Genomic DNA, 23,546 nt, shown 5'->3' on the forward strand with positions numbered 1-23,546 from the left:
CCTTATTGCGTTCTGGCTTTATTGAATGCCTTTCTCCGACAAATATGCGAGCCATTGTTTCTTGTAGGCCTCTTGGATCTTCTGAAGGCCCGCTTGGTTCGCCTTATCCATGAATTTCTGGAGTTGACCTTCCAGATCATCGACTTGGCCTGCAACGATAGGCTGCAGGTACTGCTTCACCACTTGCTCAAGCGCCGCCCGCTCCGATTGATATTCCGTGTAGTCCTCTGCGAAACCAGTGAAGATGTCCGGCTTCTGGATTTTGTCCAGCTCGTCGAAGATGGCCTTCACGCCGTCATAGCTTGGCTCAAACAGCATGAACTCAGGGTTTCTCCAAGCCCAGCCGTTCATCGCTTCACGCGCGAAGCCGTTCGTGTTCGCGTCGCCGAGCATTTTGTAGTAACCATCCTCTACCGTGTAGTTCACGCCCTCGATACCGTACTCCGTCAGAAGGTTATAACGTTTGTCCGTAACCAATTTCTCATAGAACGCCAGGGCGCGATCAGCGTGCTTGCTGCTGTTCGGGATAGCGAAGCCGTTGTGAATCGGGTGAACAGGCGTTGCATAACCGTTCGTTACGCCGAATGGCGTGTAGCCAAGCTCCCAATCCGGATGCAGCGACTTCATTTTGCTTGCCGTAGCGTTATAACGCGTCGGGTTGTCGCCAAGTATCGCAGCGGCCGTACCGTTAGCAATCTTGTCCTGCATCGATTCCGTTTCGTTCAGCTCGTTCTTGGAGAAGTAGCCTTTGTCCACCCAGCTCTTGAACAGCTTCAGGTCCGCAAGCTGATCCGCAGAGCCCCAGTACGATGTCATTTCGCTTGGCTTATCATAAGAAGCATACAAGCCATATGGCAGCGCGCCGACATTCTTCCTCTGAACGTCGAGATAAGTGCCGACGAGGCTGTTCAGAATATCCGGTCCGAACGACACCGGCTGCAGCTTCGGCTCATTTTGTTTAATGCCTTCCAGATACGCTTCGAACGTCTTCATGTCGACAGGCGTCGGCAGATCGTACTTCTTGCGCAGGTCTTCACGCCATACGAATCCGTTCGTTACGTATTCCTTATACGTGGATGGTACGGTGTAGATTTTGCCGTCGATCTTAACCGCGTCCCACATATCCTGCGGCACATAAGCTTGCAGCGTAGGCGCTGCCTTCGGCAGCAGGTCGTCCAGCGCCAGGAATGCGCCTTTCTTCGCGTATTGCTGATACTGCGTCCAGTCTGCTGTGAAGATCAGGTCGACGTTTTGTCCGGTGGAGAGCAGCAGCTTGTACTTCTGATCCCAGTCCGTCCAAGTCGTATAATTGAACTTGACCGTCGCATTTAAGTCTTCCAACGCCATTTTATTAATTTCGGCTTCGACCTTGGACAGATCCTTCGGCGCATTGCCGAGCATGTAGAATTGAAGCTCGACTTTCTTGGACGTATCAATGCCTGTCGTCTCTGTTCCTTCGTTAGAAGCCGTTTCGTTGTTCGTTTTCGTATCCGTGCTCGTATTTCCTGCAGTGCTTGTGTCATTGCTGCTGCCGCATGCTGAGACGAGCGACATTGTCATCGCTGTAGTGAGGAGTAGGCCAACCGCTTTCGATTTTTTGCTTACCATGTGAATCCTCCCTTTTTATCTAAAACTCTATATGTTAGCTGGATATTCCAGTTCTAACCTTTAACGGCTCCGACAGTCAGCCCTTTAACGAAGTAGCGCTGAATGAACGGATAAAGCAGCAGGATCGGACCGGTTACAACGATGGCCATCGACATCTTCATCGTCTCGGAAGGAACGCCCTCCGACAGCGTGACGCCAGCCCCAGCACCGATGCTGTTCAAGAAATTAGAGGTGTTGATGATGTTGTACAAATAGAATTGAAGCTGGTATTTGGACGCGTCCGAGATGTACATCGCCGATGAGAACCAGTCATTCCAGTAATGAAGCGCCAGGAATAGACCGATCGTCGCAAGCCCGGGCACTGCCAGCGGAAGCACAATCCGATAATAGATAACGAAGTCGTTAGCTCCATCGATCTTCGAGGACTCGACAACCTCATCGGGCACCGCAGAAGTGATGAAGCTTCTCATCAGAATGATAAGGAACGGCGTCATCAGCCCCGGCCAGATGAGGGCGTACATCGAATTGGAGAACTTCAGATAGTTATTGATCAGCATGTAGTATGGAACCAAGCCGCCGCCGAACAGTGTCGTGAAGTAGATCACGAAAGCGAAGAAATTGCGGTATTTGAAATCTTTGCGTTGGAGTACGTAGCCGGCCATCGTCATGAACAGCAAGCCGATCAACGTTCCGACCACGGTTACGAACGCCGTAACGCCGTACGCCCGCAGCACTTCGTCCGGAATTTGAAAAATAACCTTGTAGCCTTCGAGCGAGAATTCCTTCGGAATTAATCGATAACCATCCGTCATAATGGACGCATTGCTGGACAATGACGCCGACAGAATTAATAGGAAGGGCAAGAGGCACATGATACTTCCAGCAAGGACCACGATATAAGCGATCAATCGAAACCATTTCGTCGAGCTGTCTTCTTTAATTTTCAAGCGATTGACCCTCCTCTAGAACAGCGCATAGTCCTTGTTGATTTTTCGAATAATCGCGTTGACCACCATAATGAGCGTGAAGCCGAACAGCGATTGATACACACCGGCCGCCGTTGCCATCCCCATGTCGAACGTAACGCGCAGCGAGCGGTATACATACGTGTCGAGAATGTCTGTCGTGCTGTACAGGAGACCGTTGTTGCCTACCATTTGATAGAAGAGATCGAATTGTCCCTTCATAATGCTGCCAAGCGCGAACAAGAGCAGAATGACGAACGTATTCTTCAGCATCGGAACCGTAATATGCCATGCCCGCTGAAAGGCGTTAGCCCCGTCGATCTTGGCAGCCTCGTAATAATCCTCGCCAATGCCTGTGATCGCAGCCAAATAGATAACCATGCTGTAGCCGAAGTTCTTCCATAGGTAAAATATAATAATGAAGAAGATCCACAGCTTCGGCTTGCTGTATACGTCCACCGGATCAAAGCCCAGCTGCTGCAATACCGAGTTCAATACGCCTTGCTCATAGTTGAATAGATTGAAGACAATAACGCTCAGAATAACGAAGGAAACGAAGTAAGGCAGGAACAGAATCGATTGCGTAACCTTCTTGAACACCTTGCCTTTGATCTCGCTGATCAAGATCGCTACCGTTATCGAGAGCACATTGCCCAGCAGAATGAAGACGACATTGTAGCCGATCGTGTTTAACGTAAGCTCAACAAGCTTGCCCGACTTCCATAGAAACTCGAAATTTTTCAGTCCGACGAAATTCATATGGAACAAACTCTTATTGAAGTCAAACTCGACGAACGCGTAATAGATTCCGACCATCGGCAAGTAGTTGTTAATAAAGAAGTACAGCATGGTCGGCAGTAACATGAAGAACAAAATTTTGTTCGTGTAAAGCTCGCGCAGGATACCTTTTTTCTTGAGCACGTTTCGTCTCCCTCCTTTAAATTTGTAGTTGATTGGATTGTGTTCTTCCCGGGGATGAGTCCGACTATAGTGGAATAGCTGATGTGTCCAACTATAGGGGATGCCAATCTTGTCGAATAGTGAAATGATCGATCACTCCTGACAAAACCAGCGTTTGGACAGTGAACGATTGTGACTTTTCTACATAAAAGAAGCATTTCGGCCCAATTATGTCCCTCTGGAGCACTTATAGCAGCAGCTTCATAACGAGTGATCTGCTGAATTTCCACTAGAAAGGGCTGCAATTCGATTGAATTGCAGCCCTTATGTCCTACTATGAAGCTAGTCTCGTACGCTCAACTCGCGCAGATTGCCCTAATTTCGTGTCGATTGCTTCAATCGTTCATAGACCGCAGTTTCGTTCACCTCGATAGCAGCGCAAAAAAACGCAGCCGGCTGCTGAATTCGCCGACTGCGTTCGTCATTTTGCTTACTGAATTCCTTTTTTCTCAAGATATGCTACCCACTGCTTCTTGTAAGACTGTTGAATTTTATCAAGCCCTGCCTGCTGCGCCTTCTCCATGAAGAGCGAGAGTCCGGCTTGCACGTCATCGATCTGGCCTGCTAATAGTGGGTACAAATACTGCTTCACGACTTGCTCGAGCGCTGCCCGTTCCGCTTGGTATTCGGAATAATCCTCGATAAAGCCGGTATAAATATCAGGCTTCTGAACCTTGTCCAGTTCATTGAAAATCTGCTGCACGCGATCATAGGTTGGTTCGAACAGCATGTACGCCGGATTACGCCACGCCCATCCGCTCATCGCTTCCCGGGGAAATCCGTTGGAGCTCACGTCGCCGACCTGTTTGTAGTAGCCGTTCTCAACCGTATAATTGACGCCTTCAATGCCATATTGGGTCAGCAGATTATAACGTTTGTCCGTAACCAGCTTCTCATAGAATGCAAGTGCCTGCTCAGGGTGTTGGCTTCCCGCTGGAATGGCGAATCCGTTATGAATCGGATGAACCGGCGTCGCATATCCGTTCGTTCGGCCGAACGGCGTGTAACCAAGATCCCAATCCGGATGCTGCGACTGCATGCTGCTCAACATTGCATTATAACGCGTTGGATTATCGCTTAGCAGCGACGCCGCCGAGCCGTTAATGATTCGTTCCTGTATGGACTCCGGGTCATTCAACTCATTCTTGGAGAAGTAACCTAGTTCTGCCCAGCTCCTATATTTCTTCAGATCCTCCAGATGTTCAGCCGAACCCCAATACGATACGATGGCGCGCGGATTAGCATAGGAAGCGAACATACCATACGGCATCGCCCCTACTTCCTTACGCTGGAACTCCAAATAGGCATACTGGATGGAATTCTCGACGCTAGCGCCAAAAGCAACCGGTTGAATAGTAGGCTCGTGCTGCTTAATTCCCGCGAGATACGCTTCGAACGTCGGAATATCGACTGGCGTCGGCAGATCGTACTTCTTGCGCAGATCCTCTCGCCACACAAACCCGCCCGTTACATACTCTTTATATGTTGAAGGTATCGTATAGATTTTGCCATCGACTCGAACGGCATCCCACATCTCTTGAGGTACAAACGATTGCAGCTCCGGCGCCGCCAGTGGCAGCAGCTCATCGAGCGCAGTAAATGCGCCTTTCTTGGCATATTGCTGATATTGTACCCAGTCCGCTGTAAAGATCAAATCGACCGCCCTGCCCGTCGATAACAGCAGCTTGTACTTCTGGTCCCAGTCCGTCCACGTCGTGTAATTGAACTTGACCTTTACGTTCAAATCTTCCAGTGCCATCTTATTGATCTCAGCTTCAATGGTCGGCAGATCCTTCGGCGCATTCCCGAGCATATAGAACTGGATTTCGGTCGGTTTCGAAGAGCCTTCTGCAAGATTAGTGTCTGCCGTATCGCTCTTATTGGTTCCTCCATTGCTATTGCTGCATGCGGAAAGGAGGGATAACATCATCACGATTGCAAGTAAGAGCCCTATCCCTTTCTTTCTACTGCTTCTCATATGCGTTCCTCCTGTGCGGTGTCATCCTGAATGTATAGTGCATCTTCCTCATTGTAAATTGCTGCGTGCCAGCAGAACAGTGAACGATTCGAGCATCACTGAACAAAAGAGCGATTTCGGTCCATTATCCAAAAGCATAACGAAGCCGGTAATTGCGAGGCGATATCCCCTCCGCCCGAGAGAAACAAGCCGTGAAATAAGCGGCTTGATTAAACCCGACATCCTCCGCAATCCGCGCGACCGTATAATCGGTCTGAAGAAGCAATAGCTTCGCTTGCTCGATTCGCTGCGATAATACGTATTCCATCGGCGTAACCCCAAACACTTTGCGCATGCATCTGGCGATATACACGGGATGAAAGTTCAGCTCCTCGCCAAGTGTCTGCAATGTAATTCTTTCCTTGTAGTTCATGCGAATATAAGCGGCTGCGCGATTCGCGCATGTAAGCACCGGTGAGGTGGATTCCTCCTTCTCAATGGAGGTCGAAAGCTCACGCAATATTTGTTGAAAAATCAGCTGCTGCTGCCAATTGGCTCCGCTTGAATAGAAGCTCTCATTTAACTTCACGAGCTGGTCGAATAACTCCTCCGTTCGATTGCGGTCAAAGACCCGAATGAAGGATGGAATAAGAATTTGGCTGGTGTACGTCGAATAAGACCATACCGCGTAAGGGTTCGCTTCCGGCTGCTGTTCCGAAGCAAGAGCCGGAAGCTTCGCATCGTAAGTGGACCAACTGCCGGTCGTCTGAAAATGCAGCCAATAATACGAAGTCATCGCGTCGCATTCTTGGATGGCATAATGGTAGCTGTCCGGTCTTAGAATTAACGCATCACCCTGCCTCACTTCGTAATGACGCTCTTCCTCTCCAATATAGAGACAGCCCTCTCGTACGAACAGCAAATCGAAAACCCCGATATTTTGCCTGCTTACATGCTTGCCGCCTGGATCAAGACGGGACATTCCCCCCATCATATAATGAGGCAGCGGCGGAATCGTAAATTGCAATACGCTCATTGTCGCCCCCCTTTCTTCGCGGCTATCTACAGGTTTAGATTTTGAAAGTTTTAGTTGCTTACATCATACATAGGTTCGTTAAATCCGTCTATAATCTGGGATAACATCCGTCGAAGTGCTTACAATGATGCACCTTTCGACCCCCAGGAGGTTACTAGCGGAATGAAAGCAAGCTTGTCCGACAATACGAAGGAACGGTCATTTTCTTTATGGTCACTCGCGTGGCCGATCTTTATCGAGCTGATGTTAATGATCATGCTTGGAACGGTAGATACGTTAATGGTCAGCCGAATCTCGGACGATGCCGTCGCAGTAACTGGATTATCGAATCAACTGTTTGGATCCGTAAGCACGGTCTTCTCCGTCCTCACAGGGGGAGCCGGCATTATCATCGCTCAGAAGCTAGGCGCCCGGCTGAATGAGGAGGCGCGAACTGTTGCCATCATTACAATGAAAGTAACCGGCTTGATCGGGATCTTATTGGGCATCGTTTTGTACCTGTTCCCTGAACCAATCGCTAGAATTATCCAGATGCCTGCTTCATTAATTCCCTTATCGAGAGACTACCTTGCGATTGTTGGCGGCGGACTTGCTTTCAATGCCATGTCCTCTGCCTTCAGTACGGCCATTCGCAGCAGCGGCAATACGAAGGGACCCATGGTTACTGCGGTCAGCATCAACGTTCTGCATGTTGCGCTTAATTACGCCTTTATCTTCGGAGCATTTGGTTTTCCGGAGTGGGGGCTTACCGGGGTTGCCGTGTCCAATCTGCTCTCACGAATTGTACAGTTCATCATCTTAGCCATTATGTTTGTTGGCTCATTCGAACGCAGAATCGGATTGCGGGATCTTCGCATTCGGGATCGCAAGCTATTCAGAGAGATCCTTCGAATCGGTTGGCCGCTTGGCGTGAACAGCTCTTGTTGGTCTCTATCGCAAATGGTGATCTTCATGTTCTTAGCCATGCTTGGTGCCAAGGATCTCGCCGCGCGAACTTATCTAAGCACCTTGGAGTCGTATTGCTTCGTTCTTGGGTATTCGATCGCCCTAAGCGTACAAATTCAAATCGCCCATCAATTCGGAGCGAAACAATTTAAACAAGCCTATTCGAGCGCCTACAGAGCTCTCTATATCGGACTTGCGATCGTATTGGTGAATGCAACCATTCTAGCCGTCTTCGGGAAACATTTCTTATCGTTCTTCACCGATGATCCCGAAATCCAGCAGATCGGAATTGCCTTGCTCGTGCTCAACATGATTCTACAGCCTGGCAAAATGCTCAATATGGGCTTTAACGCAGCGCTCAACGGGGTCGGCGATACTCGCTATTCGATGGTGACTTCTATTTTCTCCATGTGGCTGATCGCGACGGGCTTGTCGTATGTGCTGGGGGTGCATTACGGGTGGGGACTTACGGCTATCTACTGCTGCATGATCGCTGACGAATACACGCGCGGAATACTCGTGTTCATTCGCTGGAAGCAGCGCAAATACGTAAGACGTGCACAAGGCGAGGATGAACGGCTCCATGGTTCTGACAAACCAGTGTCGATGCCGATTGAAGATCAGAAGGGGTCCTTGCAATTCTGACTCCGTATTCGAATGACGAAGAGGGCGGGGAACCGCCCTCTTCGTCCTATTTAATAGAAGATAGCCGGAATATAATCAATTGCCTCTGAGATTGGCTTCTCAACTCCCTGCCGAAGCAAGTAAAGCCGCTTATTAGCCTCAGCCAGAGGTCCAGTGACCTCCACATATTCTCGATTACAGACATCAACCAGGCCGATGTTGTAATTCTCGCCATCGAACCGCCCCAAATAGGGCTGATCGTTCAACTGGAAATGATGAACGCCCAAGCAATAAGGCAGCGCTGCAGCTTGTTCCACGTAATGGCGAACAGCCTTGCCGCGGTTTTCTTGGTCTCTCGCACCCCGGATGCCGGTAGCCGGCAGTCCTCGATCAATGGAACCGAAGTGGAACTCACCCACCATCACTGGCATGCGCACATTGGCGTACACCTCTTCTACCGCAGCATTGCATACTTTCTCATAACAGTTGATAGAGAAAATATCAAAGTACTCGCTGCCGCTGTACAGATCCGGGCTTGAAATATAGGCATAGCGGATACCGAGATTCAAATGATGCGGATCGGCTTCCTTCAGCGCTTGCGCAGGAACTCGGATATATTCGCTGATCAACACGCGTGAGAAGGCCGCCAGATCGGCCATTGCCACTTCGGACACTTTCGGGAAATCCCCCAGTTTGAACAGCTCTTCATATGAGGCTGCCGCCGTTTCCCAGCTGTGGTTAAGCGCTGTCAAATCGGAGTAACGCTCCTTCAGGAATTCGATCAACGCCTGCTTGGATGCCAATTCCCCCGGACAACGCAGCAGCTCATAGCCCAAATTCAAGCGGTCTACAAAAGCCCAGTTCGGCTCATTGGACATAAAATAACCAATCAGATAGCTATCGTCCTGATAAGCAAGCAGCTGCTGGGCGAATTCACGCGACCGCTGCGCATATTCTTCCGAGAACACGTCGGGGAAATCGCGGTAAATAGTCGCTGTCGTCGTTGGATAATCCCTCAGCATCGCTACATAAGGAATGTTCGAGCTGCGCGCGAATTCCATATCGCTCCAGGCGGCAATCGTATTAATCCCCCATTGGATCAGACGGTACTTGGTGATTTCGTTCCAAGCGTCACGCCATTCCTCGCCGAAAGCCCGCTTCATATTATCGACCGGAAAATCACGTCTGACCCCAGCATGATCCACCGGTTCCGTTGAGTGGGGATTCACACAGTCGAGTCCGCTGCTGAAGAAGCCGTGTCCGTCAGGGGTGACCAGCCAATGCCGCTCCCCCTCCTGCTCCAACCGAAAATAACCAGTGGCTTCGAACTTCATATCCGGCGCTCCATAATAGCCGTCCGCATGGCTATCCAGAAACTGCAGGGCCTCCTCTCTCAATTCCGCCAGGTAGCGGTTGCTCGCCTCCGCACTTGCTGTTTTGCCCAGCCAGTCTCTACCGGTGTACTGTCCAAGCTCATCAACGTGGGAGTCCAATTCCATATTCAGCTCCGGCTTCTCCTGAGAGAGACGGACATTGCTTACGACAAGAGCGGTTTGCGCATGAGAAGGAGGCAGCACAATGCCAAAGGCCGTCAGGCGGTCCGGATTGATTCGGTTGCCCTTGACCACCGTCTTCAGGATGCCCGGCTGACGGGGACCAAACAACGTTTGTCCATCCAGAAACTGCAAAGGCACGCAGATGGTCGTCGTAAACCGCGGCAGCACGCCAACTGCAACGAATAAGTCGCAGTTCTTATCCACATGGTCTTCCCAGAAGCTCATATTCAAACAAACCGCATAATCTTCCTTGTTCTCTACATCAACTAGCAGGTATGAGTATCCTTCCAACTGCTTGCCTTCCAAAGGATAATAAAGTCCGCCGCCTTCTTCGTTGAATCGGATAAAAGAATCCTCCTGCCTGCATCCTTGCAAGCGAGGTTGTTCACCAAATCGATAATCCATTGCTCAGTTCCTCCCTCAACCTTCGTCTGAACGAGACTAAGTTCTGCTGACTGCTTGCCCTTTCGACAATAGGTATATCACACCGCCAACGGGAAAAATAGTGAACAATTCAACGAACAATGAACAAATGAGAGGTAGAACGTGAACCGAGGGCCTTCTTCTTATCTATTAAACAATTCCCTCGTCTTCTCCAATCCGCTGACGACATCCTGGGAAGGGAAATACTCCAATCCGACGTAATGGGCGTAACCCGCCGACTGCAATGCATGAAACACGTTCGCATAATGGATCTCACCCGTATGCAGCTCATGACGACCCGGACAGCCGGCCGCATGGGTATGACCAATGCTTGAGAGGCGACCCAGCATCGTAGCCATTAGATTGCCTTCGGTAATCTGCTGGTGATAGATATCGTATAACACCTTTACATGCTCGCTGCCGACTTGATCGATAATGTCGAATGCCTCATCCGAGCGTGCTAGAATATATCCCGGATGATCGACGGCCGTATTCAGCGGCTCCAGCGTCAGCGTGATGCCTGTAGCTTCTAGAATCGGAACCGCAGAACGAAGTCCAATTACGATATTCTCGATCTGAGCTTCGCGGGATACCTCAGGAAGCTCGTTCCCCGCAGTTACAATCAACGTGCCGCAGCCTAGGCGCTGCGCAACCTTGACCGTTTCCGACAGACCATCCAGGAAGGCTTGATGTGTCTCGCTATCCACCAAGCTGCCGCCTTGCGTACAGAATGTCGCGACAGACAGACCCAGCCGCTTCATTGCGTTCTCCATCAGCTGGATGTCCTTGTTACTCCAATTCCAAAACTCGAATGCGTCATAACCGCTCGATTTTACTAATGACAGCGCCTCCGTCAGTTCCATGTCTCTGCAGACGGAATCGATACATATAGATGGCTTCATAGTGATGTGCTCCTCTCTATTCTGAAGCTGCTTAAAGTCTAATCTCTCGCAGACGATGTTCGGCATAGCCAAACGGTTTTCCTTCCAGTATGCTAACTAGCGAGCAATATGTTCCACAATCGCTGCCGTGAATGCTGTCGTTGATACGCTGCCGCCCAGATCCTTCGTTGTAACACCGGATGAGATGGTTGCGGTAATTCCGGATTCCATCGTGCGAGCTACACTCAGCAAGCTCTCATCGCTATGACGACTGGCGAGCCATTCAAGGAACATGACAGTTGAGAGCATCAGACCAACTGGGTTTGCAATGTTTTGCCCTGCAATATCAGGTGCCGAGCCATGAGCAGCTTGTGCCATCGCTTGATTCTCGTTCGTATTAATCGAAGGGGCCAATCCCAGGCTGCCTACCAGTTCACCGGCTAGATCAGATAGGATATCGCCAAACATATTCTCGGTTACGATGACATCGAAGAAATGAGCGCGGCGCACCAGATGCGCGGTCATTTCGTCAATATGGAAATCATCCACTTCCACCTCAGGATAATGCTCGCCTACTTCACGGCACACCTTGAGGAAGAGACCTGATCCAAGCTTGATAACATTCGCTTTATGTACGATCGTTACTTTCTTGCGGCGCTGCATCGCCATCTGGAAAGCGGCATGTGCAATACGTTCAACGGCTCGCCTAGTGAATACGCCTGCGGATACCACGACATCCGGCGTGATCTGCCATTCACCTACGCCAATATACATATTTCGGTCGCAGTAGTAGCCCTCCGTATTCTCGCGATAAATAACGAGATTCGCTTGGCCTACAACGCTTTTGATCCCTTCCATCGTCTTGGCAGGACGAACGTTCGCGTACAGATCAAAGCTGTGACGCAGCTCTCCGCTAGGATTACGGTTCTCCTTATGTTGTTCCGGGTATGCCGCAGAGTCGTGAGGCCCCATAATCCAGCCGTGCATATCTTTCAACGCATCCTTCGTGACTTGCGGAATAGGATCGTTATATTGATCAATGGCTTCCCATCCCATCGGAAGCTTCACGAATTCGAAATTTACACCGCCAGCACGTGCAGCGGCCGCTTCCAATACTTCAATTGTTGCTTTCGTTATCTCAGGACCAATGCCGTCTCCATGCAGCACGCCGATTGTATAAGTTGTCATCGCTATCACAATCCTTTCTTATTGGATGATCAGTAGAAACATAACAAAGACAGCGGCATTATTATACCGCTGTCTTCGCTCTTGTCCAAACTTTATCTCCTGACCGCTTACGCGGTCGGCAGAGTACTTTTCATGATCTAGCACGCACGGTCGCCGCTCGCCAGGAGACATATTGTCATTGCTTAATTCATGCTCTTATGCCCCAGCTTATAGTCCAACGCAGTCATAATAATCGTTACGGACTCTGCCCGACTCGCGTTGCTCGCCGGCGAGAATTTGTTGCCGCCGCTCCCTTTAACGATACCCGCGTTTACAGCGGCCGCGATCGAAGGTTGTGCCCATGCTGCGATTTGGTCCGTATCAGCGAAGGTTGGCTTCTCTTGCGCGTTCAGCTGCAGGCCAAGCACGCGTACGAGAATAGCCGTCATCTCCGTCCTCGTAATGAGTTGGTTCGGACGGAACGTTCCATCCGCATAGCCCGTAACAACACCCGCCGCAGCTGCTTCAGCAATTGCTGTCTTCGCCCAGTTCGGCAGCTTCGCCGCGTCAGCGAAGTCAGGCGTTACGCCTGTTGCCGATTGTAATGCAAAGGTGCGGGTGATCATCGTTGTGAACTCAGCACGGGTCACGTTATTTTTAGGACGGAACGTTCCATCCGGATAACCGCTTACGATACCGAGTGCTGCGGCCCGCTCAATCGCATCCTTGGCCCAATGCCCGTCTAGATCCGAGAAAGTTATTGGTTTCACTTCATCAATAGGAGCAACCGGAATGCTTACATTCACCTCAGGCGCTGCTTCCTCCGTCTTCCGATCGCTTGTAACGAGCTTCACATTGTTGAGCGTAATATTCGCATTGCCGGACGAATCGCTAGACGCTATAAAGGTAATGGTCGCCAGCTCCACTGTTCCGCTTAAACCATCCGTATCCCCAATCTTGGTATGAGCGAACAAGAGCTTGCCACCCGTTGTATCCTTCGGGGGAATGGAGAAGCCGGATATGGCGCTAACAGTCTTCACATAGCTCAAAAGCTTATTATCGAATGTCAGCTGTAATTCGTATCCATATACATCCGTCAGATTCGTGCCGATGACTGTCACACTTACCTGCTGCCCCTCTGGGGATGTCTGCGAACTTACTTTTAGAGAAAAAGAGGGCTGTGCTGCCATCGCTGTCAATGGATTCATCGTTATAGTCAACAATAGGAGAAGTACGATTCCGATCAAACCTACTTGGCCGTATCTGTATTTGATGCTGAACATGCAGCAGGACGCCCCTTTCCATTGTCCAAATTTGAGAAGAAGGAGGAGGCCTTGCAGCCCCCTCCTCATCAACATACACTTGCTGCCTTTAGTAGAACCTCAACTTACTGCATTCCTGGTGCAATCATTATTTCGTCGATAGAATTCCTTGAGCCACAACAACAAGGTCTTCCAGACCAATGACATTGTCGCCGTTAAAGTCATAATTTTTGTAAACGGTGTTCCACTGTGGATCGTCGGATGTTTTGCCATATGCTGCAGCGACAATACCAAGGTCGCCAATCGTATATGCGCCGTCTCCATTCGTATCGCCTGGCTGAGCAACAATGACCGAAGCTGCGAAGGCATTCATCGCTGCAGTCAGATCTTCAACAGCTTGTGCAACTTGCGCCGTCGTAGCCGATTCGTCTGCTGCCACCGCCGAAGCTGTCGCAATCGCCGCACCGAATGCATCCTTGTCTTGCTGCGCATACTGGCCAGGTTTAACGCCGACCTTCGCCGAATCGTATTGTGCTTGCGCGCTAGCGAGCAGCGAAGCGAGTGCTGTTTTATCCGCTTCGACCCAAATCTGAACCGCTTTGGTTGCTGCACCAACTTGCATTTCTGCACCAGTACCCGTGGCTGCTGTGTTCGTAACCGAGATCGCAGTTGATGCCGTCTCTCCCAGCACCTTCGCCTTCCAGTTCAGTCTGAAGAGCGTCGTATCCTCATCAATTACATTGGCTTCCCCTGCGGATGCCGCAATAATATGCACGCTGCCTGGCGTGTCTGTATTCACACTCAACAGCTGGAAGCCTTCCACCAATGATTCCGCCGAGACAAACTCAAGTTTGTCCGCATCATAGCTCACGATAATATCCTGTGCATAGATGCCTTCCTCGACATTACGAATCTTATAATCCATCGAGAACGCGGAGCCGCCCACTACCGTATCTGGACTGCCGGACAAGGAAGCACTTAATTCTCCGTCCACTGTAACAAGCGCAGACAGCGGAATGTCTAATTCCTTCACCAGTCTTGCTACCATCTCGGCTACTTTAATCGCGCCGTTCATCTGTAAGTGCGTGTTGTCCTCCGTTGTGTTGACCCACAAGAAGATATCTTTGGTGCCTTCTGGGCCAAGCTCTTGGAAGTACTCCCAGCTGGCCTGGTTCAGGTCAATTAACAACGTTCCGGTTTCTTCTGCTGTTTCTTTCATCGCCTGTACGTATTCCGGGAAGCTCTTATTCAATGTCTCACCTGTGAAGTCACGTCTATTCACTGGCGTAACCAGCACCGGCGTTGCCCCTCTCTGACGAGCACCATCGATGTATTCCTTCAGGTAAACCTTGAATTGCTCAGGCGTCAGATAACGTTCTGGGCGTGATGGCGTGGAATCGTTATGCGACCATTGCATGAACAGATAGTCGCCTTCATGAATGTCCAGCAGAAGGTCATTCAGATAGCCGCCCACCAAGAACGTTTTACTGCTCAATCCACCCACTGCACGGTTATCAATGCTGATCTGATCCTGGTCAAAATAGTTGCCGAGCGGTTCGCCCCATCCCGCTTGCGGACGATAGCTTTCTGCGTAATTCGCTACCGTGGAATCACTCGCCAAATAAATAACCGGTTTCTCGCCCGTGCCGTTATCCGGCAGACGCTCAATCGTCAGTGCGTTAATTTTCGGCGTGTTGCCTGCGAAGTCGAAGTTGAATACGCCGTCGATCAGCGCAATGTCGTACGTGAATTGCTGGAATTCGCCTTTGTTTACCGTTGTAACCGGCAGCTTCGGCATTTGCTCCATCGTAACGCCGCCGTTAGTCGATTCCTCTGAATCGCCGATCGTCATCGTGACGCGATAATTCGCCGGCTTCATCTCGACTAAGAAGGAGGTGCCGTTGACGCGGGTGAAATCTTCCGTCAGCGCATCGCCCGTGTTACGGTTCTCGTCCACGACAAGATTCGTATCCGCGAAGCCGTATCCGTTACCTTCCACGTAGGCACGCTTGCTGTCTACTTTCAGATAACCTTCGGCTGTGCTGCCGGAGCCGAAGTCGAATTGATATTTACTGATATCGCCTGCTGGCTCACGGGTTAAGGAATCTCTCGCGACCGTGAGCATATTCACGATATGGTCCACTTGCGCTTGCGTTGCCTCCGTTCCAATGATTGCTTCAGCAGCTGCTACAGCTGTGTTCAATACCGCTATGGATGGATCGGTATAGCCCGACAGATCTATCGCTTTGACCTCTGCAAGCAGCGCAATCAATGCGGTCTGATCACCAGCTGCCGGAGGAAGCTCCGTGCCTTCGATCAGCACGTTGTCAATCATAGTCGTCCAGCTCAACGTACCGCCGCCGCCTTTTCTCGTACCAAGGAAGCGAATCGCTCTAACGTTATCGGCATAGCTCGTACCTGCGCTCATCGGAATATCCTCAATGGTCTGCGTAACCGTTGGGTCCGTCAGGCTCGTCAATGTCAGATCGATCAGCTTATCAGCGAAGTTAATCGTAACATCCACATTCACCCACTGGTTCCTTGCAATCGTTGTTAATTGGCCGCCATCCGGTATCGTCGTGGTACCAGTACCGTAGTCAGGCGTATACTGCCCTGCATAATAACCAATAGACTTGTTCGTGCTGCTCGTATTCGTAAATAACGTTAGAATCAAATTCTCGTTAGCATCTTGCAGCGACAGATGTCCTTCCGAAGGACTCGCCGTCACATTGCCTGAATGCCAATCGAAGTTCACATGCACGATATCCCCGTTCACCGCATCGAACAAACGGAACGTCTTGGCACGGTTACCGGACCCACCGCCCGTAACGGACAGCACATTGCTGCCATTCTGCTCCACCACAGATCCAGTCAGCGTCCCTGCTATACCAGTGGAGTTAACCATCGCATATTGAACGTCAGCAGGATCGCCTTCGAAGTCTTCAAAATATCGTTGAATTTCCGGCTCTGGCTCTGGTTCAGCAATGTCTGGGTCAATAACGAACGGCGAGATGCTTAAACTCATGTCCTTAACAGCTCCAGCAACCAAGCCAGCAATGACTTGCGCGCCATAGGTGCTGAAGTGCGTATTATCGCCTACTCCGTCCGGATATTTCGGATATTCGCCTGGATTCGCATACAGGAATATTTTCTCCGTAGCGGCCAAGCCAACCTGATTGTACTTAGCGATGCTTAATTGGCTCAAATCAATCAACTGCACGTCAAGCTCTTGCGCCACTTCTTTGGCCGCTTGAACGTATTCTGGGAAGCTTACGTTAAACTCTTGGGTGATCGTATTGAAATCTCTGCGCCCTACTGGCGTCAGCAGTACTGGCGTCGCGCCGCGCTGCCGAGCACCGTTCACATAACGGGTCAGATACATTTTGTAATCTGCCGGAGACGCATAGCGTTCTGGAATACCAACGCTTGCATCATTATGACCGAAGGAGATAAAGAAGAAATCCCCTGGCTTGATCTCGCGCAGAATCGTATCGAGACGACCGTCTACGAGGAACGACTTACTGCTTCTGCCGCCGATCGAGTGGTTGTCTACGACTACTCCCTGCGAGAAGTAGCGGCCGAACTCTTGTCCCCAGCCTTCTTGCGGTGCTTGTGCGGCACTGTAAGACTGCATGGTCGAATCGCCAGCCATATAGATCGTCGTGGAAGCACCTGCTGTCTGCGCAGGGTACTTCTCAATAATGATTTCCTGTACGTGAATCGCACTGCCAGTGAAGTTGAATTCCAGCTGACCGTCTACCAGTGCGATGTCATAGGAATAGGTTAATGGCTCGCCTTGCTTCACATTGGTGACAGCCAGCTTCTGAACATACTCGGATTTCACGCCGACGTTCGAATCCTGCGCATCGTCGCCAAGCTTAAGCGTTACCTTATAGTTTGCATTCGGCAGATCGACCGCGAACTTCGCATTTTCCGGCAGGGTAACCTGATTCGTTCCTACGGCAATGCCGCTTGTCGACTCGAACCCATAGCCTTGATCAGCCGTGTACGGTGTATCCTGCACAGCGGTTGTACCTGCCTCCGGCTCTGTACCAAAATCAAAGTGATAGACCGACTCAGTCGCTTGCGGTCCACCTACGATCCTTACGTCTGCTTTCGGGAATTCCGTCGCTTCCGAGCCAATATAGAATCCCGTATGAGGCGGCTGATTGTAGCCTGCATTCTGCCAAGCCACACCTAAACGGTATACAGGGTCCTGCATCAACGTTGTAATCCGATACGAAGTAGGAATCGTTGTGCTGTACAATCTAAATTCCGTGCTGTCTTCGCTGCGCAGCAGCAGCTCCTCCCGCCAGTCCCCCAGAATATCCGCTTGGAGGGACGGATTGCCTTTGGTGGAGTTGTTAGTCAGCGTGCCTGTTCCTCGGAAGATTTCATTCAATTTCTTGTTCGTGTAATCCCAATCATAAATGACCGGAATCCCTTTGCCCGAGCTGTTATCCCAAATATGGTCGAACAGCTCGCTTTGAAGGTCGCCATCCCATTGAATCGAGAAGTCGGCGCTCTTCGGCGTTTCATCCACGTCATAAATGACATCGCCATTGGCCGCATGTGTGCTCGTTACCGGTACCATCATCCCATCGACAATCGTAGTTGCCCACGATTCGTAGCCTGGATAATTCGGGTCGATGTCGGCCGACATGCCGCGTCCTGTATCGATGCCGGTATGCTCTCCCCAGATGATCTCGCCAGTTGCAGCATCGTGCATCTCCAAACCATAATCAGCGCCTGTATGTTCATGTACGCCTACAACTTGGTAGCCATCACGTGTCGGATCCAGCTTGCCTGCGTGCATGGCGTCGCCATGGCCAAGCCCCGTGCTGTACAACACGCTTCCATCATCGTCAATCGCCAGCGCACCGTACATAATCTCGTCTTTGCCGTCACCATCGGCATCGAGTACGCTCAGCCCGTGATTCCCTTGTCCCTCGTACTGACTGCCAGCCACATTCGTGTCGAACGTCCAACGTTTCACCAACTGGCCTCCAACATAGTCGTAAGCGGCCAATACCGTGCGCGTATAGTAGCCGCGGGCCATAATAACGCTTGGTGTTACGCCATCCAAGTAAGCAATCGTTGCCAAGAAGCGGTCCACACGGTTGCCGTATGTATCGCCCCAATCACCCACATTGCCTCTTGGGGGATCGTAATCAACGGTGGATACGGCTGCGCCTGTCGCGCCGTCAAACAACGTCAGAAATTCCGGCCCCGACAGGATATATCCGCTTTCGTTGCGATAATCCTTCGTGCCATCGCCGATTACGATGCCTTTGCCGTCTACCGTTCCATCCGCAGTCTTAACGACCACTTCTGCTTTGCCGTTGCCATCCATGTCATACACCATAAATGGCGTATAATGCGCGCCGGCTCGGATGTTTTTGCCTAGATCAATTCGCCATAGTTTGCTGCCGTCCAGTTCAATGGCATCGAGATAGACATTGCCGGTATAGCCGCTAGCGGAATTGTCCTTCATATTGCTTGGATTCCATAGAAACACAATTTCATACTCGCCGTCGCCATCCACATCGCCTACAGAAGCATCGCTAGCAATGTAGGAGTAGGTGCCGCCGTCCTTCGTTCTGCCGTCTGCCGGTTTATCCAACGGTATAGGCAAATAATTGTTATGCCAGACCGAGACAGCCTCCGGCTGCATCTCTTCCTTGCCAGCGATAATGGTGGAAATCTGATACTCCGAACTATCAGCGCCTGTCGTGTCCGTATAGTTAGTCACATCGCTGATCGGCTGTGCGTTTACCTTATAGCCGTTCTTATATACGTTGAAAGCGATTTCATTTGGATCCATATTTAAATAACGCCAGCTCAGAAATACGCCGTTATCAACTAGAATCGCAACTAAGCCGCGGTTAAGATATTCTGCCTGACGCAGCTGCACATCGTCAGATGCCTGCGCGCGCCCTGGAGATGGAAAGACGAGTAGTGAAAACACCAGCATGAATGACATCACAAATGCGACAATCGATTTGCTTCGGGATACCGCTCTTGTACCCAATACACTCACTCCCTTTAAAAGGTTGAACACGTACTTTAAATCGTCCAATCCTGACCCTCTTCGGCTAATCCTGCTGTATAAGCTCCCTCATCTCTAGATGCGATTTCGTTCGAAATGACATGAAGTAACGCAATCATGTACAAAAAGCCTTACGCATGTCCTCCCTTCCCAGCGAGGCGTCTCTCCACCTAGGCGTTATCCTTCCAAGGCAATCAATCACCCTGGACTTGATGTTGCTAGCGGAACTCCCTGTCGCTTGATTTCTAGTTCAGACTATCACGCCCCGCTTCTGCTCCAACATAATCAGCTGAAATGATTATGCGAATGCCGTTCAGATGATCATTTTTGATAGAGACTGACAGTATTGATAAGTGCGGCACAACTACTGCTTCACGGCTCCAATAAGCGCGCCTTGCACAAAATACTTCTGGATGAACGGGTATACCAGCATGATCGGAATCGTCGAGATGATGATTGTCGCATATTTGATGTTCTCCCCGATCGCAAAGCCCGTATCCGCACCTGGCCCCATCGCCTCCATACTGTTACTGAGCAGGATATCCCTGAGGATAATTTGAATCGGGTATAAATCCTGATGACGCAAATACAAGAGAGGGCCCATATAGTCGTTCCAATGATCAACCGCATAATACAGCGTCATGACAGCTAAGATCGCCTTCGAGACAGGCAGTACAATACGGAACAGAATAATGAAATCATTAGCGCCGTCCAACTTGGCGGATTCGAGCATCTCGCCGGGGATGCTTTCGAAATTCGTCTTCATGATAATGAAATAAAAGGTGCTAATCGCTGCCGGCAAAATTAAGGCTAGTCGGTTGTTGACTAGTCCCAGATTCTGCACCAGCAGGAACGTAGGAATCATGCCTCCACCAAAAAACATCGTAAAGGTAATCAGCTTCATCATGAATCTACGGCCATATAAATCGCTCCTCGACAAAGCATAAGCCGCAAGCGCCGTCATGAGCAGATTGAACGCTGTTCCGAAGACGACGTAGAACAAGGTGTTCATGTAACCGGAGTAAATCTTAGGATTGTGGAATACCTGCTTATAAGCATCCAGCTGGAAGCCTTCTGGCCAGAACATAAATGATCTGCTATGCAGCAGCTCGTTAGGGTCACTGACAGATGAATTGAAAATATATAGCATTGGATAAGCGGATACGACAATAACGAGCGACAAAAATAAGTAGTTCATCCCATCGAATAGACGTTCACCAAATGACTGTTTCATGTTCTCACTCCTACCACAAACTCGACGAGTTGGCTTTGCGGCTGATCGCGTTGGCAACGACCAGTAACGTAAAGTTAACAACGCCGTTTAATAAGCCGATCGCTGTTGAATACGTATAGTTCGCCTCCAGTACGCCGGAGCGGTAGACGAACGTTGATATCACATCCGATACCTCATAGGTCGAGGCGGTCTGCATGAGCAGTATTTTCTGAACATCCGCATTCATCACAGCGCCGAGACGCAGAATGAGCATGACGATCATCGTAGGCATAATACCTGGAAGCGTAACGTGCAGAAGCTGCTTCCACCTGCCTGCGCCATCGATCTTCGCTGCCTCATACAGCTGGGAATCGATGTTGGCCAGCGCCGCCAAGAAAATAATCGAGGACCAGCCCGCTCCCTGCCAAATATTCGATAAAATGTACATCGGCCGGAACATATTCTGTTCCGTGAAGAACATCATCGGTTCATATCCGAATAAGGAACGGATAACGTTGAACAAGCCGCCATCAAGCGCCGAGAACGTACTGAGCATGCCAACGATGACGACGACCGAAATAAAGTGCGGCAGATAGCTGACCGTCTGCACCGTCCGCTTGAATGCTTTGCTCCGCACCTCATGCAGAAGTAAAGCTAGAATGATCGGCGCCGGGAAACCGAGAACAATACTATAGAAGCTAAGCACCAGCGTATTGCGCAGCAGCCGCCAGAAATAATAGCTGTTGAAAAACGTCGTAAAGTTATCGAGCCCTACCCAAGTGCCGGCGAAGATCCCTTTCACCGGGCTGTAGCTTTTCTGGAACGCCATCATAAGTCCGTACATCGGTCCGTAATGAAAGATCAAATAGTACGCTAACACCGGCACCAGCATGAGATACAAATACTTGTTCCGAACCAATTCTCGCCTGAGAAAGGTGATTCTCCCCCTCGGGACCGCAGCGCTGTCCGCAGCCCGTTCTTGTCTTATTAATTCCACCGTTCAAGCCTCCTACTACCGTCATATGGACTCCACGTCTTGCTGGACCCAGATTAACACCCCGAAAATAGGCTGGAAAATAATCAAATGATATGATTATCACCGTTAAATCAAAGAAAAAAGCTGCGCATGAATGCGCAGCTTCCTTTGGAATAGGTTTAGCGGGATTGATAACGTTTATAGGAATCCTCATAGATTTTCGTAATTTGGTCGATCCCCATCGATTGAATCGTCTTCGTGAATTTATCGTACTCCGTGATCGGCGTTTTGCCCGTAATGAATTTCGTAACCATCTCGGATACATAGGTGCTGATCGGCGTCATGACAGAAGCATTCAGCCTGGACTCGTCCTCCGTGAATCGCAGACCCGGCAGCGTAAGCGAGTCGTCCGCCCCCATCCAGATCGTATTCGCTTCCTTCTGTTCCGGATAAGCAAGCAGCGCATCCAGATAGCGGCTATCTTGATCCATCGGACCGTCCATAATGGAGAGCGCATAAGCGGCAAGCGCTTGGTCATACGTCAATTTCGGATTGTTCATAATTTGATCCGTGAATTTGATCGTATCGCCTTCCTTCGTATAACTCTCCCCTTCAATGCCGAAGTTGAACAAATCATGCCCTTGCGGACTATAGTTGAAGTCCATCCACTGCACGATATATTTGATTTTATCCTTATCGGCGGATGAGGTAATCGCCTCTCCATAAGTAAGCACCTTGCCGCCCAGATTGAAGGTCGCATACGACTTCCCTGCAGGTCCAATCGGCCAAGCTGCACCCGCGAGACTAAAAGACGGATTCGCTTCCTTCATCAGGTTGTAATATTTGCCCATCCCGCTGAACACGCCGCCGCTATATGCACCAACGAGGTTGCTCGTTATTTTATAATCGAACGCTTTGCCATCGTTGGTTATAATTTCGGGATCAACCAGCTCTTCCGCGTACCATTTGGTCATCGTTTCGATGAACTGCTTATACTCGGGCTGAAGCGGACCGTACACGATTGCGCCGTCTTTAAATTGGAAGCCTCCGAGAACACCGAATGCCGGAGCAAAATCATTCAACCGGTTCAATGTGCCCGCACCATCCTTGCCCGTCAGTGGCAGCTCATCCTTCTTCCCGTTGCCGTTCGGATCCTTCTCCCGGAATGCCTTCAACACGTTATACCAATCGTCAATCGTCTTCGGTACCGACAGGTTCAGCTTATCCAGCCAATCCTTGCGGAGCACAAGTCCTGAAGTTCCGTTCAGCTTCCTGGCATCGGAACGAATGTAAGGGAACATATAGATCGTCCCGTCATCCAACGATATCTGCTTCTTAATATCCGGATCGGAATCAATAAGCTTCTTCAGGTTAGGCGCATACTTATCGATGTATTCGTTCAGCCGAATGATTCGTCCGTCCGCCAGCATCTTCTCTGGTCCGCCAACGGCAGATGCCCAGTTATAATAAATGACATCCGGCATATCGTTCGTCGATACGAGCAGATTGAATTGGTCACCCTGCTGACCGAGCGGCGGATGTGTCCAATTGACCTTTATACCGGTCAGTTCTTCCTTCTTCTTGTAAGCTGCCATCTCGCCGAAGTTTTGCAGAGAAGCCGTCAGCTTCGCATCGTTCGCACGCCAATAATCAATCGTGATCGGCTCTGTCGTAATCGGCAGCGGAATCGAAGTCAGCGCTGCTTCCTCGCCTCCTGCCGTATCCGTCTTACCACCCGCTTCCGTCGTGCTTGCGTTCGTTGATGTTCCGCTGCCGCTGCCGCTGTCTTTGTCCGAACATCCAGCGATCAAACCCGCAGCCAAGAAGGTCGTCATTACAACCGGCAAAACTTTGTTCTTCATCTTGCATAATCCTCCCCTATTTAGACACTTTAGTCGCTCCAGCAAGCTCATGCTGCTGACGG

14 protein-coding genes are annotated in these 23,546 nt (G+C 50.3%); 1 reads left to right on the forward strand and 13 read right to left on the reverse strand.

Going from position 1 to position 23,546, the window contains the following annotated elements; all coding sequences use genetic code 11:
• Positions 1 to 18: 18 nt before the first annotated feature.
• The 5 genes from DFQ01_RS15775 to DFQ01_RS15795 form a co-directional block, all read right to left on the reverse strand.
• Entirely contained in the window at positions 19 to 1,614 is a 1,596-nt protein-coding gene (locus DFQ01_RS15775; protein ID WP_425452409.1) for an extracellular solute-binding protein, read from the reverse strand.
• Positions 1,615 to 1,661: 47 nt separating this feature from the next.
• Complete coding sequence (locus DFQ01_RS15780; protein ID WP_110044852.1) at positions 1,662 to 2,555, reverse strand: carbohydrate ABC transporter permease; 894 nt, start codon at positions 2,553 to 2,555, stop codon at positions 1,662 to 1,664.
• A 15-nt stretch (positions 2,556 to 2,570) separates the two neighbouring features.
• Complete coding sequence (locus DFQ01_RS15785) at positions 2,571 to 3,437, reverse strand: ABC transporter permease (protein ID WP_110044876.1); 867 nt, start codon at positions 3,435 to 3,437, stop codon at positions 2,571 to 2,573.
• Positions 3,438 to 3,963: 526 nt separating this feature from the next.
• A complete protein-coding gene (locus DFQ01_RS15790) occupies positions 3,964 to 5,511 on the reverse strand; it encodes an extracellular solute-binding protein (protein WP_110044853.1) in 1,548 nt (515 codons plus the stop codon).
• 124 nt (positions 5,512 to 5,635) lie between these two features.
• A complete protein-coding gene (locus tag DFQ01_RS15795; protein WP_110044854.1) occupies positions 5,636 to 6,526 on the reverse strand; it encodes a helix-turn-helix transcriptional regulator in 891 nt (296 codons plus the stop codon).
• 162 nt (positions 6,527 to 6,688) lie between these two features.
• On the opposite strand from DFQ01_RS15795, the gene DFQ01_RS15800 reads away from it, so the two are divergent.
• Positions 6,689 to 8,116, forward strand: a complete 1,428-nt coding sequence (locus DFQ01_RS15800) for an MATE family efflux transporter (protein WP_110044855.1) — start codon at positions 6,689 to 6,691, stop codon at positions 8,114 to 8,116.
• Positions 8,117 to 8,166: 50 nt separating this feature from the next.
• On the opposite strand, the gene DFQ01_RS15805 is transcribed toward DFQ01_RS15800, so the two are convergent.
• From DFQ01_RS15805 to DFQ01_RS15840, 8 genes are all read right to left on the reverse strand, one after another.
• Positions 8,167 to 10,056, reverse strand: coding sequence for a beta-galactosidase (locus DFQ01_RS15805; protein ID WP_110044856.1), 1,890 nt, complete (start codon positions 10,054 to 10,056; stop codon positions 8,167 to 8,169).
• A 161-nt stretch (positions 10,057 to 10,217) separates the two neighbouring features.
• A complete protein-coding gene (locus DFQ01_RS15810; protein WP_174812848.1) occupies positions 10,218 to 10,976 on the reverse strand; it encodes a hydroxypyruvate isomerase family protein in 759 nt (252 codons plus the stop codon).
• A gap of 96 nt (positions 10,977 to 11,072) precedes the next feature.
• The gene (locus DFQ01_RS15815) at positions 11,073 to 12,143 is read right to left on the reverse strand and encodes an isocitrate/isopropylmalate dehydrogenase family protein (RefSeq protein ID WP_110044858.1); all 1,071 of its coding nucleotides are present in this window, start codon (positions 12,141 to 12,143) and stop codon (positions 11,073 to 11,075) included.
• Between the two features lie 182 nt (positions 12,144 to 12,325).
• Positions 12,326 to 13,405, reverse strand: a complete 1,080-nt coding sequence (locus tag DFQ01_RS15820; protein ID WP_245946715.1) for an S-layer homology domain-containing protein — start codon at positions 13,403 to 13,405, stop codon at positions 12,326 to 12,328.
• Positions 13,406 to 13,532: 127 nt separating this feature from the next.
• Entirely contained in the window at positions 13,533 to 19,367 is a 5,835-nt protein-coding gene (locus tag DFQ01_RS15825; RefSeq protein ID WP_245946730.1) for a rhamnogalacturonan lyase family protein, read from the reverse strand.
• Between the two features lie 430 nt (positions 19,368 to 19,797).
• Complete coding sequence (locus DFQ01_RS15830; protein WP_110044859.1) at positions 19,798 to 20,667, reverse strand: carbohydrate ABC transporter permease; 870 nt, start codon at positions 20,665 to 20,667, stop codon at positions 19,798 to 19,800.
• A 10-nt stretch (positions 20,668 to 20,677) separates the two neighbouring features.
• Entirely contained in the window at positions 20,678 to 21,586 is a 909-nt protein-coding gene (locus DFQ01_RS15835; protein ID WP_425452410.1) for an ABC transporter permease, read from the reverse strand.
• Between the two features lie 215 nt (positions 21,587 to 21,801).
• Positions 21,802 to 23,484: a type 2 periplasmic-binding domain-containing protein gene (locus tag DFQ01_RS15840; RefSeq protein WP_110044860.1), complete on the reverse strand. Its 1,683-nt coding sequence runs from the start codon at positions 23,482 to 23,484 to the stop codon at positions 21,802 to 21,804.
• Positions 23,485 to 23,546: the final 62 nt, after the last annotated feature.

The organism is Paenibacillus cellulosilyticus, assembly GCF_003182255.1.
Classification (GTDB): Bacteria; Bacillota; Bacilli; order Paenibacillales; family Paenibacillaceae; genus Paenibacillus_T; species Paenibacillus_T cellulosilyticus.